This is a genomic window from Lentilactobacillus sp. Marseille-Q4993 (genome assembly GCF_951230165.1).
Taxonomy (GTDB): Bacteria; Bacillota; Bacilli; order Lactobacillales; family Lactobacillaceae; genus Lentilactobacillus.
In genome coordinates this window covers 1-14,962 of sequence record NZ_CATNVB010000027.1, presented here as the reverse complement: position 1 = coordinate 14,962, position 14,962 = coordinate 1, and the positions used below count along the sequence as shown (strand labels likewise).

Here is a 14,962-nt window from a genome sequence, read left to right as displayed (position 1 = left end):
GGTCCGGGCAAGAATAGTTGTCATTAAAGTAAAAAGTCTTCCAAAATTTGGAAGACTTTTTAATATTATTCTTTTATATTTCTCTTTTTAAACATACTTAAAAGACCAAAAACTGATAGTCCTAACAAGATAATCCCAACAATTGATGATAATGAGCTATGTTGGTCACCCGTTTGGGGTAATTTAGACTGATCGTTATTCACAAAATCATTAGTTGCAGATACCGGCTGAGGCATTGGGTTCTGGTTTTCTTCTCCAGTAGTTACGTCCGAATTAATTGGCGTACCAACTTGTGAACTAGGATTATGTGGTTCATCAGGAACTGCAACCACTTTTTCTGGTCCATTCGGAATATTTGGTGTCGATGGATTATGTGGTTGGTCCGGGATATTAGGTGTATTTGGGGTTACCGGGTTATGTGGCTCGTCAGGAGTGTTTGGAGTACTTGGGGTTTCCGGTGTACCAGGAATATCTGGTGTATCTGTTGGCGTATCTGGTGTTGGTGTATCACCATGGTTTCCTGGGGTGTTATCTCCTGGATTTACTGGAGCCGGCGTTACAACTTCAACTCCGTATCTATCCTGAACGGCGACATAACTATCGGTAGTTGATGGAGTCTCAAGTTTATATTTTTGTACTTGGTTATCATAGCTAAAGCTCTTATCAGCTTTAGTTCCATAGTAATATTTTTGGGTTTGCAGGTTAAACTGCAATGAAAGGTTTGATTGATAATTACCCCTTTCCAGATAGAACACACTCATATCGTGTGATCCAGCTTTAAGCAAATCCTTACTCAAGGTTGTTACCTTACCATTAACTGTGACGGTACCAGTCGCAAAATCAATTGTCCCTTTTTGAATTCCGTGAATTCCGCCAAGATCAAGTGCCAAATGGCCATCAATGTACAGCCAAAAGTCATCATCACCACTAAACGTAAATGTCATTGGCACCTTTTTACCATCAGCTCCAGTAACATTTCCACCTTCTGGCATAACATATTTGCCCTTCATACTCATCACAAAGTAATGGTCCAAATTCTTAGCAGTGTCACCAACACTGTTAGCATCAAAACTACCATTGTGAGCTTCCATATCATCTGCAAATGGGAAGAATTGACCACTCTTACCATCAATTACAACTCCAGGCTTACTATCAATGGTAATCGTGCCAGTCTTTTTATTAAAACTAGCAAAATTGTTAGCACTGTTAAACTTGTAGTTACCGTTCTCATCTACAGAGAATAAGCCCCCATTTGACACCTTATAATGTTTGACACTATCACTATCAGAACTGTTTTCGAATAAATATTTAAGTGATTCTGAAGAATTGATAGGTCCTTTAGGGTTTAAAACAGGGAAACCATCTACTAAATCAGAGCCTACAATTCCAGTGGTAACCTGAGCAGAACTTGAATTTCCTTCCCCTCGATAATGCTCACCGTGAGTAAACTGCAAAGCGTGGTGCGCATTAATTCCTTCGTATGATCCAGATGGTTCAAGATCGTGACCATTACCATCATTTTTAATCGTATAGTCATTGATATTAATCGTAAATCCGGCATTATCAGTATTCTCTAAGATACTACCATTATTTTTAGTCGGTGTTGTCGTGACTGTGTTTTCCGAATCAAAATAGAAACCAGTTCCTTCTTTTAACCCTGTCTCATCCGTAACGTTCTGAATTGTATACACATTTCCATCACTACCGATAAAATAGTTATCGCCAGCATCGAGAGCAGCTTTAATGAGTTCAGCGGCATCTTCACCCTTATATACTTCATTGGATGAATCGCTGTTTACATTATCATTATTTGGATTGTTAATCATATCAATGATTTTTTTATCAGCGGCATTCTTTGGATCTAGTTTGTCTATTTTAGTTTTTTGGCCGGCTTCCTTGGTAACCGTATAACATGTATCTCCGTCTTTGAAAACCGTAATAGTATTTGCTAACTGACCAGCTTTACCGTAGTTGAACTCATCATCCAGTGTAATTGAAAATGATGCGTTTTTATCATCTTTGTTAGTCAGCTTAACCTTATAGGTAAACACATTACCATTCTGGTCTGTATATGATAAAGGCTTATCAACAGCGGTCAAATCATTTTTAATTACTGATTCTGCCTGAGTTGCCATTGCCTTTAAATCTTTTTCTGTTGGCGTAGGAACAAAAACATAGCCAACGTTTTTCAATTGTGCTGAATCAAGTCCATGATCTTTTGCAAATGCTTCTAATTCGGCCTCATTTTTAAAGTGAACTATTCGATAACCGCCAACATTATCTTGCTTTTTGTCAACAGTATCTTTAATTTTAGCCATATCACCAAGGAAATACGTATCTACATGACCAGCTTTGGCTGCATTGTTTATTTCTTGAACTTGCTTCTCATTGATTATAGAAGTCTTACCCGTTTTCTTATCATATTCCATATATTTACCGTCAGCTGATTTAAAGACAATTCTCCCGTATTTACTACTGTTAGCTTCGTTCTTCACAGCATCTGGTAACTTGTCGTAATCAAGGTAGCTCTTACTTTGATCATCCTTATCGTATCGATTTGCGAAACTTTCATTATCTTTCTTAGCAGAATCAGCATTAGGTGTTTTATCACTCTTGGGAGATTGTACACTTAGTGCTGTTCCTGCTTTTTTAACTTCGCTATTAGTATTTGTTGCGGTTTGTGAATTTGCTTGATGATATTCAACTTTACGGGTCTTTTGAACACCACTCTCAATTGCTGCATCTATATCATCGTCACTTTGAACTTTAGCTGGCTTGCTTTCGCTTTTTGCAACATAGCTTGGTGTATGTACGGAATCTTCTACTTGCTTTTTAGATTCTACAATTTGTTCAGTATTTTGTGTCTGAGTCTGAGTCTGAACTTCTGCATTTTCACTATCAGCCTTGGAAATTGAATAAATTTCCGCTTGTGCACTTTCGTTAACTTGATCTGACTTTACTTCGCTCGCAGAAACGGAACTGGCCCCACCGATCGTCAGAATGAAGGCACAGCCAAATAGCCACATTTTCCCCTTCTTATACATTTTAAAACGTGATGGTACTCGATTAGACTTGTTGTTCATTACCCCTAATTCCTCCCAATATATTTAATGTTACATTACATAGTAATTATTATGACTACACTGTGTATTATATTTCAAAACTGTTTAGTAATTGAACAACACTTTACCCATAACTGTCGGATAACTAAATGTTTTTACTAAAAACAAAAAACCACCCATGGCAATTCAAATTGTCATAGGTAGTTTTCGTCTAATCTATATTTAATTAATTGTAACTATTAGTTCTCTCGTCTCTTAAAGATCTTTCCAAGACCAAAGAGTGAAATTCCTAACATAATTGCTCCAACAATCGTAGTTGCCACATTCTTTTTGTCACCTGTTTGTGGCAATTTAGCTTGTTCTGCTTCACTACCAACACCAGGTACCATTGAACTCTTTGCAACCACCATTTGGGTAGGAGTTGAAGTTGCCATATTCGAACTAGTTTTGGTAACTCCAGAAACGTTTTGGCCTGGAATATTACCTCTAGAAGGAGTTTCACCATTGTCGCCAGGTGTCTTTGAATCTCCTGGAGTCTTTGGAACATCCTCGCCAGGTTCCTTAGGAGTATCTGTTGGTGGGACATCCTCACCCGGCTCTTTAGGAGTATCCGTTGGTGGGGTTAAAGGTGGAACATCCTCACCTGGTACCTTAGGAGTATCCGTTGGTGGTGTTAGTGGTGGGACGTTGTTGTTTGGAGTTTCTGGTGGAACGCCACCACCTGGCGTTTCAGCATCAACACCATACCGTTGTTGAACTCCTAGTGCATAGCTTTGAGTTGGTGTTGAGTAGTAATTAGATCTTACTCCGTACATAAAGATTGGGTAAGGGCTTATAGCAGGTTGAGTTCCAAACTCAGAAACTGGCACTGCGTAATAGCTCTGTGTCGTATCAAGGTTGAACTCCAACTTAAGGTTCGATTGGTAATTACCTCGTTCCAAGTAGAATAGGCTTAATGTATGAGTCCCGCTATACGATGCACTTGGTTTGAGATCGACGTCATTCCCTTTATTATCTTTTGCCCCAGCACCAAGAATGTCATCCAAACTCGTCGTATATTGTTCTCCTTTTCTATTAGTGGTAGTTACTTCACCTGTCGCAAAATTAATTTTACCGGAAATCGCACTATGAATACCACCTAGGTCAAGGACCAAATTATCATCAATATATAGCCAGAAATCATCATCCCCACTGAAGGAAAATGTCATATCCTTGCCATCGACCTTGCCATTTACCTTTCCATAAGGTGGAATTGTGAATCCAGTTGACATTTTCACCCCAAAGTAATGATCATTTTTAGCTCCATTAACGGCATAATTTGTTGTTTGAACGTCCTTGTCTTTGCCGAAACTAACTGTTTGATTCATTTTTGTTGGTAAAGATACCCCTGGCTTAATATTAAAGGCAGAATTTGGATCTCCTAATGGGAAGAATTGTCCCTTTCCATTCACCATAGTATCCGCTTTGTTATAAACCAGAATTTTACCTATCTCTTTATTATATTGGGCATAATACTTGGAACTATCAAACATGTAGCCGCCATTACCATCAGAAATAAATAGCTTAGCATTGTCAGGTGTTAATTCATACTTATCAGAATAGTTTGAACTTTGGTTATTGAATAAGTAATCAAGTGATTGACCATCAGGATAATCCCCGACACTAGCAGATGTCTTTAAATACCCGACTGGCCGTTCATTTTCAGGAACCGTTGAGTTTTCTGCATATAATGGGTTTGTCACTGGGTAGCCATCGAGGCCCAGCTTCTTTTGAACAATATTCTTATAAGCACCATCGTTAGCAGAACTATATTGATTATACGCTTGTTTTGATTCAGCTCCGTTTCCGTGTGAGAAAACAATTGCGTGACCATTATTAATTCCTGATTCATAAGTTTCTCTGGACTCATCAGGAGTAGTCGTAAAGTCAGAAATCGTTACGTTGAATCCTGGATTGACGGTGTTAATTAATCCCATTGTGCCGTCCTTTTGATCAGGAATTAAATAGCCATCCTGAATAACAGGAAGTCGCCCTTTATCATCCTTGGTAGCTCCAGTCTGTTGGAGCGGTTCAGATATCTTTTTATAAGTAATTGCATCCCCACTGATTTTGTCTTTACCAGTTAACTCATTCTGGGTAACTGCTAAATACCATTCACCATTAACTTTAAATGCCCTTTGATTACTATCGACAGCTTTCTTTAATCCTTTTTGAATATCATTGCCACTGGTATCTTTTGTGACTACCTTATTAACACTCACCGTTTCATCCGCAGTAAGCTTCCCGTCTTTGATAGCCCCTAAAACCGTATCGTAGTCTTTACCAGTAGTTTTATCTCCCTGCTTCAGAGCGACCAGTTGATTGCCTTTAACTAAGTAGTAAACACCATCAATTACAGCAACAGCATACTTTTTAGTTTGTGGATCATTATAACTTGCATCACTTGGGGTAACGTATGAAACTGCTTCTTTTTTATTTGGATCATTTGGATTCTCGATTGTTTTAACGTACTGTTTATTTGCCGCGCTAACTCGACCATCAGTAATTGGGTTTTTGGGGTCAAAGTACACCATGTACCCAGTACTGGTACCATTTAAATCATATAAATCACCAATTTTACCAGTACTATTTACATAATCAACAATATCATCAGAATATTTTTTGTAGATGCTATCCAAAGTAACAGCTTTAGGATCACTACTGCTTACTGGCATATATTCATCCGTCAAAACATTTTTGCACCTGAGTCATATTCTTTCTGAATTGACTTATCAGTCACAAAGTTTCCGTTTTTATCTTGAACATAGACAACGCCTTTTTTATCATTTTCATTCTTAATAAGAATCGTCCGTTTTTGACTATCACCATTTACCTTTGTAGCTGTGTATTGAGTCTTACCAACAACGGGTAACACCAAATTCTCCAGCCCATGATAAGTCAAACTGGCATTATAAACACCCATATCCTTCAGAACTTCATCACTTATTTTGTACTGATCTCTGATGGCGCTAAGATCACTATTGGTTGTGACGATTTCGTAGCCCTTATACAAGGTTCCGTTTATCGGTTTATAAAGTCCATCTTTATTCAGAGTAGTTCCCAAATACTCATTCAATAGATTGGTAGGCATTGCGTAGTAGTCAACTTTTCCTTGATCATACGCAGTTTTGATCTCATTTAAATCATTATTATCAGTAATTAAGGATGCTGGTTGATCTGGATTAGAAGTATCAACCTCATACCAACTACCCTTCAGGTTAACTAAGACCCGGCCAAATTGGTTGCTATCCTTATCGTGGATCTCATAATACTTAATGTACTTCTTGTTAATAAGATTGCGAGTATCTTTAAACAACTTATTGGTGTGCTTCAGCACTCGCACACTAGCCTTCTTAACAGCCGCTCTCTTTACCGCATGCTTAGCCACCCGCTTAGTTGTTACCTTGGTACTTTTGGCACCCTTAGTTGACTTAACAGCTTTGATCGATTTAGGTGTTGATTTTGTGACCTTTGGTGCAACTGTTCTAGTAGCCTGTTCAGCTTGAACTGGTGCTTGACTAGCTGGTTGAGTGGCCTGAACATTGTTATCAGTACTTGCGGTTGCTTCAGCTTGGCTGCTTTCCGTATGTACGTTGGCTTCGTTCTGGTTGTTAGTTACCGTTTGAGCTGGTTGTGCTTCAGTTGACTCGGTATCAGTAGTCGAAGTTACTGATGAATCAGACTGAGTTGTTTCTTGCGTCTGTGATTGAGTTTGGTCCGGATCCACTACATCCAAACTAGCTTCATTAGAATCACTAGAATCACTCGATTCATTTGGCTGAGCAATCGTGTACGTGGCTGGCTGATTGTCAGTCTTAGTGTTGGTTGTATCAGCAGTCGCAGTTGCCGATCCTGCAGCCCCAAGTGTTAGCACAAATGCACAGCTAAACAGCCACATCTTCCCCTTTTTATACATCCGATAGTGAGTCGGAACTTTTTCCTCAAATCTATCCATCTTTAAATCCCCCCTGGAAATAAACGTAAACTAATAGTTACATACAACTAGTTTAATTATAATTAATTGCTCATTTGGTTACAAATATAAGCTATTAAAGTTTACTAAAAAAGCGGCAACCCTATTGGTTGTCGCCTTTTTGCCTAACTAGCAGTATGAACCTTATTCTCTTCCATTACCTTCTCGGTATAATATTGAAGGTCATCAATTGCTTCGTCCTTATCCGGAGAGTTCTCTTCAACAAGCTGATGAAGCTTCTGCTGAGCAACTGCCCAATAAACCAAATTATTAGTAATTGGCAGAATATCCCTCAGAATTTGGAATTCAAAGTTTTCACTGTTTGCTTCTTTTATATCCTTATAATTGTGATAGTCAGTTACAATTTCAGTTTGAGTCTTATTTGACTTCGTGGTTGCCTGAATAATCACAAACCGCGAGACTCTGTTTGCCTCAAACAATTGTTTTTTCAAATTTACTATCTCTGCTTCATCTAACTTTACAGTCATTCATGTCCCTCCCCATCGCTTACTTATTAAGAATTCCAACCGATTCATTCAAGTGATCATTATTGATTACCAAACTAACAATGAATTTTGCTAATACCTTATCACTAACCTCACCATTAGGCATTGGCTCATTTTCCTTGAATAGTTGCCATTCGCTATCTGTTTTAGAAATTAGTCGACCAGCCCTAATAATCGTGTATGGAATTTCCGACTCATCAACAATCTTCGCGGCATAGCGTTGTTGTTTGATAAACTCCCGCTGATCAGCAACTCCCTCATAAGTCCTAGGTGGTTGAACCTCATCATCAAGACCAGAAACCGTCACCATAATAAACCGTTCAATCGCTGGCATTAGTTCATAGTATGCATCAAACAAGGCATCAAAAGCTAAATCAACGTCGTTTGGCCCCAACACTGAAATAACTCCGTCAACTGCACCAATAGTTTTTTGATAATCAGAAACGGATTCAAAATCACCCTTAAACTTAATTACGTCAAATTGAGACTCAGTATTTAGTTGGCGTTCAACCTCCACCGCTGCCGGTGATTCATTACTAAGTAATAGAATTTTTTTCATTAAACTTTCCTTTATATATCTTACTATACATTAAGTTTAACCATAAACCGCCGTAATTTCAAAAAGTGAATTTCAATTGAAGAAAACGGATTCAAATTAGTTAACGAAATCCCTTGCTGCTTATATATAATTCGTGTATTGAATAATTAACTTTAAAATGTTAGTATTATCACGGTATTTTTTTATTATTTCCGAACTATTATTAAGGAGCTGTTATTGTGAATTCAATCAGTAAATTTTTCGGTTTTGAGGAACGGGGAACCAACTTCAAAACGGAAACCCTAGCGGGAATCACTACCTTTGTATCAATGGTATATATTCTATTTGTTAATCCTAATATTTTAGGCGCTTCAGGAATCGATAAGGGGGCCGTGTTCACTGCGACCGCCCTCGCATCAGCCTTTGGTTGTTTTGTAATGGGCGTTTTAGCTAACTACCCAATTGCGATTTCTGCCAGTTTAGGCCAAAACGCATTCTTTGCTTACTCAGTATGTATTGGAATGAAGGTTCCTTGGGAAACTGCCCTTGCCGGCGTGTTCCTTGCTTCATTCATTTTCGTGATCCTAACTGCAACTAAGGTTCGAGAGAGAATCATCGATGCCATTCCAGCTGATCTCAAGTCAGCAATCGGTGGTGGTATCGGTCTATTCATTGCCCTAATCGGTTTATCAGAAGGTGGCATCATCGTCAGCAATAAGGACTCACTTGTGGGTCTTGGCGCCTTTACGGGTACTACATGGCTAACTGTGTTTGGTCTGCTTGTAACCTTAGTATTAATGAGTATGAGAGTCCCTGGTGCTATTTTCATCGGAATGGTTTTAAACTCACTTCTTGGTTTATTTACTGGATTGATTCCAGTTCCTCACCAAATCGTTTCAGCAATGCCTAGCATCAAGTCAACCTTCGGGGTTGCAATCGCCCATGTTCCAGACATCAACTCAATTCAGTTAATTGTTGTTGTCCTAACCTTCCTGTTAGTTACCTTCTTTGATACCGCAGGAACTTTAGTTGGTCTAGCTGAACAAGCCGGCTTTATCAAAAACAATAAAATCCCTAACATTGGTAAAGCACTTGTAGCTGACTCTTCAACAATGATGGTCGGTTCAATTCTTGGTACATCACCAATGGGGGCTTTCGTTGAATCATCAGCCGGTATCGCTATTGGTGGCCGGACTGGTTTTACTACCATCATTGTCGGGATTCTCTTCGTAATCGGGGCTTTCTTCTCACCAATGTTGACTGTAATTACCAGCCAAGTTACCGCCCCTGCACTGATTATTGTCGGTGTTTTGATGGCTCAATCACTTAAAAACGTTCACTGGGAACAGTTTGAAATTGCTGCGCCAGCCTTTATCACATTGGTTGGTATGCCGTTCACATACAGTATCGCCGATGGTATCGCTCTTGGCTTTATTACTTACCCAATCACAATGATCGCTGCCAAACGAGGTAAAGAAGTTGGCCCAATGATGTACGCCCTAGCAGTTATCTTCGTTATCTTCCTCTGGATCCTAGAGGCAAAGTAACTTTGACCCATCGCTAATTTTGGGGTAAGGTTATATGGTTGTTTAAAACTGAATATCTTAAAGGAAGGAATTTTTATGAATTCTAAGACGACTTTATTTGGCATCGATAGCCTACTTGATTTAGTTAAGGCTGCCGTTGTTGCTGCACTCTACATCGTAATGACGATGGTCTTGGCACCCTTTAGTTATGGTCCCATTCAATTCCGGCTTTCGGAGGGACTTAATAACCTTGCTCCGTTTAATAAGCGCTATGTTGTGGCGATTACTCTTGGTTGTTTCATCTCCAACATGACCTCACCTAATGGCCCAATCGACATGCTCATCGGAACCTTTGAAACTTTCATTGCGTTGCTGACGATTAACTTAGTTACCAAACACATCAGTTCGGTTCCAGCCAAACTAGTTTTATCAGTTCTGATTGGAACGTTCTTCATGTTCATCATTGCGTTCGAACTTGCCTTCATTGGAAGTGGTGCATTTTGGCCAACCTTCTGGGCTAGCTATGCATCCCTAGCAATCAGCGAATTTGGATCAATGGCGCTTGGTGCTATCGTAATTTACTTTATTAACCTTTCAATTGACCTAACGAAGTAAGATAAAATCCTTAATCATTCAGAAACGAATCGATTAAGGATTTTTTATTTACTTCAACCACTGATACATCAACTCTTTCATCAATATCATAAATTCATAATTATCAGTTAAGGGATAGTTAAGAAATTCCAGCAAGTTAGTTAAACTCCTAGTGTTATTCTTTCAGCGTAGTAAAAAAAGAAAACATTCTAGGAGGAATCATCATGAAGAACTTAAAGAAAGTATTATTGGTTGGGGCAGCTTCAGTTTCTGGATTAGTTGGACTAAGTATTGCCGGGGGAAACCAAACCGCTAAGGCAGCTGCTTCATTTCCAACATACAAGGGCATCGCTCACAACGAACTCGACCCAATGGGATCAGTTACTTACACCTCAAATAAGGGATACAACATCGCCGACGGAATGAGCGGAGCAGGTTACTACTCAGGTGGAACTAAGTACCTCGGCCCCCGGAATGGTAAGAGTGCCGCAGCCGCAATCTCAACCATCCAAGTTAAGGTTTCCGATACAAAAAAGGGCAAAACCTATAAAATCAAAACTATCAAGACTAATACCACGACAAGAAAGCAACCAGGGGTTGGTCCTCGTTTGGACGCTGTTCCTAACTTAAGCTTTACTGGGTTAAGCAAAATGAAACTAGCAAAGATGAACCAGACAGCTAGTTTGATGGGCTATACGGTAAATAAAGGAGCAAGTGCTGGCAAGATGGCGTATGACGGTAACTCAATGGGCGCAATCAAAGTCAACGCTAACCGAATGGACACCAACAATGGCTACAAGCTATTTGCCTCCCTCTCATCGTTCAAGAACTCGATGGGTAAGACCCTTTCAAAAGCCAGATTATCGATCAATACTAGGGGAGCTAAGGATGCCATGGGAACTAGTGCCAAATTATACTCAAGCACTGGTAAAGCTAAAGCAATCCTAACTGGCAAAGCTGGTGCAAAGGGCGAAGCAATGGTCAAAATCTCAAAGAAAGACGTTAAACTTCTCTTCGCCAAGGCTAAGAACGTCAAGGCTGGTACCTACCAAGCCAACTTGGTATTTACCCTCGCTAACAATGCCAACGCAAGTGCCTCAAAAGCCAATGCCAACGCAATGAGAACTCCTAGCGACTTAAGCTAAAGCCAAAATTCTTTGAATTTAAACAAGCGAAGATATACTTATTTTAAAAGTATAACTTCGCTTGTTTTTTTAGGAGGTGCTCAATGATGAGCCAAACAATTCTCTTGGTAGACGATGAACCATCAATCACTGATATTAACGCAAAGTACCTAACTAGAGCTGGCTATGACGTCCAAACTTCGACCAACGGAATTGAAGCCCTTGATTGGTTGGAAAACCATTCAGTCGACCTAATCGCAACTGACATCATGATGCCCGAACTAGACGGCTACGATTTCATTAACGAAGTAATCGATAAAAATCCTGACCAACCATTCCTGTTCTTCACGGCAAAAACATCGGATCAGGATAAAATTTACTCGCTAACCCTCGGGGCAGATGACTATATTACCAAACCATTTAGTCCCCGCGAACTAGTTTTAAGAATCACCAACATTTTGAAACGGGTCAATGGTGGAAAGGAAACCAATAACGCAAACCAGATTTCGATTGGCGACCTTGTTGTTGACCACGACGCTAGGGAGGCATCCATCAATAACCAGTCACTAACTCTAACTGCCAAGGAATTCGACTTGCTGTGGGTTTTAGCTCAAAACCCAAAACGAGTTTTTTCGAAGTCCGAACTCTATGACCTAGTTTGGCAAGAAGACTTTGTTGACGATGCCAATACCCTGAACGTTCATGTGCACGATATTCGAAACCAGCTTACCAAAGTGGGAACTGACAAGACCCCAGTCCTAAAGACCGTCTGGAGTGTGGGGTATAAACTGGAGGAACCGCAATGAAACTAAGATATCTAGTCATCCTCAGCTACCTAATTTCAATTGGAATCACCATTACAGCCGTTATTTGGGCAGTCAACAAAATGGTGATCGATAATAAAAGTGCCACCATAATTATCGAAATCACGGTGGCAGCCAGTATTATTGGAATCATCGTGGCAATGTTGCTCCTTCACAGAACATTCAGCTCATTGGATAAGTTCAAAGCTCTGAGTAAAAACATTGCTGAGAACAAGTTCAATCCCATTACCGGGGTCAAAAGCCCATCTGAGTTTAAGGAACTTGCCAATGACTTTAATCAAATGACGGTTAGTCTGGATCAAACATTTTCTAAACTAAAGGATAGTGAGCGCGAAAAGGACATGATGATTGCGCAACTATCCCACGATATCAAAACGCCAATTTCTTCAATCAAGGCCACCATTGAAGCGATTATGGATGGGGTCATTTCCCCCGACCAGTACCAAAACTACTTTGAAACCATTGACAGCCAGACCACTAGGCTAAATCAACTGGTTGAAGAGTTAGATTATATTCGTTCAAGTAAGTTTGACGAAAACCATTACGAAATTAAACGAGAACCAATTCTGTTAGACAAACTTATTATCAACGTTCTTTCTGGTTTCCAGGTTCAAATTGACCGTGAGAACAGGGATATCAGCGTTAACATTGCCGATAACGCAAACCAAGTGGTAACCGATGGTAATAAGTTATCTCGGGTAATCTTTAATCTCGTAAATAATGCGTTTAAGTATTCCCAACCAGGAACGGCAATCAACATTAGTAGCGCTATCCAAACTGGAAACATCATAATCAAAATTGCTGACGAGGGCATTGGGATTCCTAACGCCGAACAGGCTAAAATCTTTAATCGGCTATACCGGGTCGAAGAATCAAGAAATATGACAACTGGTGGGCACGGTCTTGGCCTCTACATTGCCAAGGATCTTATCGAACGACTTGGTGGAAAGCTGAGTGTTTCCAGCACTCTCGGTGTCGGCAGTACTTTTAAAATCAGTTTGCCAAAAGACTAACGGTAATCTAGTTCAAAATCCTTGGCTTGGAAATAGCTCATTTGCCGGTTGAAAAGAGCATTTGATACTAAGCCAAGAATCACTGGGACGATGACAAACAAAGTAACAATTAATAGCAAACCAACAACCGTCACTTCTTCCATCCCATTTACCGCAGCAATCGGCCCAATCAGTCCCGCAAAGCCAAAGCCAGCACTGCTTGGAGTTCCCGTAATTCCAAATAACGATGCCAAGAATCCCATTATTCCAGCGTTTATCATCACTGGCAATAGTAATTTGGGGTTCGCCATTAGGTTTGCCATTTGCATTTTAGGTGAGCCGAGGAAATGAGCTAATGAAGTGCCAACGGTGTTAGCTTTCCAGCCATAAATAGCAAGCGAGAACGCTGCTGCCACGATTCCTAAGTTAGCAGCCCCAGCAGCAACGCCCGTCAAACCGATTGCCGTAGCAATTCCAACCGATGAAACTGGTGAAACAATCAACAACGCAAACACAATACCAAGCAATGTTCCCATCAATAGCGGTTGGAGCTCAGTTAGTTGATTGATCCCAATTCCTAATATTTTAGTAAAACTAGCAACTGGTTTAAGCGTCATCATCCCAATTCCACCAGCAACCAACATTACGATCGCTGGGACAAGTAGGATGGTGTACGCTTTTAATTTTTGGCCAAGAACCGCAATTAAAACATAACCCACCATAATCGTAAGGGCAATGTTGATAACATCTCCTGTACCGGCAGCCACGAAGTGATCCCCTACCATTTTAAAGTTGCCAGCTCCCATCACAGATGCTAAAACTAAAGCTCCAGTTTGAATTGGAGAAAACTTGCCCAGCATTCCCACACACAAAGCACTAACTGCAGGCAAGGTTACCATCGCGAGGTTAGTCATCGTTAACACCACCGAAAGTTGCGGGTATGAAGGCATTAACACCTTGACCAACTCATTCAGTAATGCACTGGGAATCAAAGCAATAATGATCCCCATCGATAACCCATTCAACGTGTTTAATACAATCCTCTTATCTAGTCTAATTCTATCCATTCTCTTCACCTCATTTTTAGTAATAAAAAAGCCCCGAAGCCAGTGAGACTGCGAGGATGGGTAGGTATTATCACCCGCGCAGTCGATTACTGATCTGCGCGGCCAGGTTCATGCGAAAACGTTCTGGCATTGACAGATCAGTTGTCAAAAAACCAGAACCAAAAGTTGCGGGTATTCAATTGAGTTTTTGCGATTAATTTCATAATTAAAAACTCCTTAGAATATGTTGAGACTAATACTAATGGAGTGGTGGTGATTTGTCAATTAGAAACTTTTAGAACTAATCCCACCAGTAATTAGACTTAAAGAGCCAGATATAAGCAGTAAAACAAAAGCTCCTCGTCTCACGACGAAGAGCTTTGTCAAACTTAGCATGAAAGGTACTGACCAATCATTGACCCTATTGGGTCGCTTTTTGTTATTCGTTCTATAAAATCTCTGTGGTTACTAACAAACTACGCGGATCCAAGCACGTTGACTCGGTGATGAACGTATCTACATCTTCTCCCTCGTTTGCCATACAGGTGATTAGTCATTCACCTTTCACCTATAATATACTAATTTTCGCTTCATGTTTCAAACATTATGACCTTGAATTGTCAAATTAAGTGCAACGCAACGTTAAAGAATGACTCATATGGTGTTTTCCAGCCTAGACATTTACGAGGACGCTTGTTCAACTTAGTGGCATAGCCCTGAATTTCTTTATCATTGATG

11 protein-coding genes and 1 pseudogene are annotated in these 14,962 nt (G+C 40.0%); 5 read left to right on the top strand and 7 right to left on the bottom strand.

Going from position 1 to position 14,962, the window contains the following annotated elements:
• Window positions 1-65: 65 nt before the first annotated feature.
• The 5 genes from QOW94_RS08605 to QOW94_RS08585 all read right to left on the bottom strand — a co-directional run bounded on the left by QOW94_RS08605 (window position 66) and on the right by QOW94_RS08585 (window position 8,139).
• Window positions 66-3,083, bottom strand: coding sequence for a fibro-slime domain-containing protein (locus QOW94_RS08605; protein WP_283679967.1), 3,018 nt, complete (start codon window positions 3,081-3,083; stop codon window positions 66-68).
• A gap of 218 nt (window positions 3,084-3,301) precedes the next feature.
• Window positions 3,302-5,791, bottom strand: a complete 2,490-nt coding sequence (locus tag QOW94_RS08600; protein WP_283679966.1) for an LPXTG cell wall anchor domain-containing protein — start codon at window positions 5,789-5,791, stop codon at window positions 3,302-3,304.
• The gene (locus tag QOW94_RS08595) at window positions 5,788-7,056 is read right to left on the bottom strand and encodes a KxYKxGKxW signal peptide domain-containing protein (protein WP_283679964.1); all 1,269 of its coding nucleotides are present in this window, start codon (window positions 7,054-7,056) and stop codon (window positions 5,788-5,790) included. Before QOW94_RS08595 ends, QOW94_RS08600 begins: the two co-directional genes overlap by 4 nt.
• A 143-nt stretch (window positions 7,057-7,199) precedes the next feature.
• Window positions 7,200-7,562, bottom strand: coding sequence for a hypothetical protein (locus QOW94_RS08590; RefSeq protein ID WP_283679963.1), 363 nt, complete (start codon window positions 7,560-7,562; stop codon window positions 7,200-7,202).
• Between the two features lie 19 nt (window positions 7,563-7,581).
• Window positions 7,582-8,139, bottom strand: a complete 558-nt coding sequence (locus QOW94_RS08585; protein WP_283679962.1) for an SDR family oxidoreductase — start codon at window positions 8,137-8,139, stop codon at window positions 7,582-7,584.
• Window positions 8,140-8,354: 215 nt separating this feature from the next.
• Here QOW94_RS08585 and QOW94_RS08580 point away from each other — a divergent pair, with 215 nt between their 5' ends.
• The 5 genes from QOW94_RS08580 to QOW94_RS08560 all read left to right on the top strand — a co-directional run bounded on the left by QOW94_RS08580 (window position 8,355) and on the right by QOW94_RS08560 (window position 13,199).
• The gene (locus QOW94_RS08580; RefSeq protein ID WP_283679984.1) at window positions 8,355-9,665 is read left to right on the top strand and encodes an NCS2 family permease; all 1,311 of its coding nucleotides are present in this window, start codon (window positions 8,355-8,357) and stop codon (window positions 9,663-9,665) included.
• Between the two features lie 75 nt (window positions 9,666-9,740).
• Complete coding sequence (locus tag QOW94_RS08575; RefSeq protein WP_283679961.1) at window positions 9,741-10,259, top strand: QueT transporter family protein; 519 nt, start codon at window positions 9,741-9,743, stop codon at window positions 10,257-10,259.
• 203 nt (window positions 10,260-10,462) lie between these two features.
• Window positions 10,463-11,383, top strand: a complete 921-nt coding sequence (locus tag QOW94_RS08570; protein ID WP_283679960.1) for a WxL domain-containing protein — start codon at window positions 10,463-10,465, stop codon at window positions 11,381-11,383.
• A gap of 86 nt (window positions 11,384-11,469) precedes the next feature.
• Window positions 11,470-12,168 (top strand): response regulator transcription factor, encoded by a 699-nt coding sequence (locus QOW94_RS08565; RefSeq protein ID WP_283679983.1) that lies wholly within the window; start codon window positions 11,470-11,472, stop codon window positions 12,166-12,168.
• Window positions 12,165-13,199: a HAMP domain-containing sensor histidine kinase gene (locus QOW94_RS08560; RefSeq protein WP_283679959.1), complete on the top strand. Its 1,035-nt coding sequence runs from the start codon at window positions 12,165-12,167 to the stop codon at window positions 13,197-13,199. The genes QOW94_RS08565 and QOW94_RS08560 overlap by 4 nt, the downstream gene beginning before the upstream one ends.
• On the opposite strand, the gene QOW94_RS08555 is transcribed toward QOW94_RS08560, so the two are convergent.
• Together QOW94_RS08555 and QOW94_RS08550 are read right to left on the bottom strand one after the other, a co-directional pair.
• A complete protein-coding gene (locus QOW94_RS08555) occupies window positions 13,196-14,245 on the bottom strand; it encodes a PTS sugar transporter subunit IIC (protein ID WP_502867264.1) in 1,050 nt (349 codons plus the stop codon). The two genes, QOW94_RS08560 and QOW94_RS08555, sit on opposite strands and share 4 nt — an antisense overlap.
• Window positions 14,246-14,844: 599 nt before the next feature.
• Window positions 14,845-14,962 (bottom strand): annotated as a pseudogene (locus tag QOW94_RS08550) (IS30 family transposase); the annotation flags it as partial.

Bases quoted from the DNA above. Each gene is read 5' to 3' on its own strand.
- QOW94_RS08605 (WP_283679967.1), bottom strand. From the start codon at position 3,083: ATGAACAACAAGTCTAATCGAGTACCATCACGTTTTAAAATGTATAAG.
- QOW94_RS08595 (WP_283679964.1), bottom strand. From the start codon at position 7,056: ATGGATAGATTTGAGGAAAAAGTTCCGACTCACTATCGGATGTATAAA.
- QOW94_RS08590 (WP_283679963.1), bottom strand. From the start codon at position 7,562: ATGACTGTAAAGTTAGATGAAGCAGAGATAGTAAATTTGAAAAAACAA.
- QOW94_RS08585 (WP_283679962.1), bottom strand. From the start codon at position 8,139: ATGAAAAAAATTCTATTACTTAGTAATGAATCACCGGCAGCGGTGGAG.
- QOW94_RS08575 (WP_283679961.1), top strand. From the start codon at position 9,741: ATGAATTCTAAGACGACTTTATTTGGCATCGATAGCCTACTTGATTTA.
- QOW94_RS08570 (WP_283679960.1), top strand. From the start codon at position 10,463: ATGAAGAACTTAAAGAAAGTATTATTGGTTGGGGCAGCTTCAGTTTCT.
- QOW94_RS08565 (WP_283679983.1), top strand. From the start codon at position 11,470: ATGAGCCAAACAATTCTCTTGGTAGACGATGAACCATCAATCACTGAT.
- QOW94_RS08560 (WP_283679959.1), top strand. From the start codon at position 12,165: ATGAAACTAAGATATCTAGTCATCCTCAGCTACCTAATTTCAATTGGA.
- QOW94_RS08555 (WP_502867264.1), bottom strand. From the start codon at position 14,245: ATGGATAGAATTAGACTAGATAAGAGGATTGTATTAAACACGTTGAAT.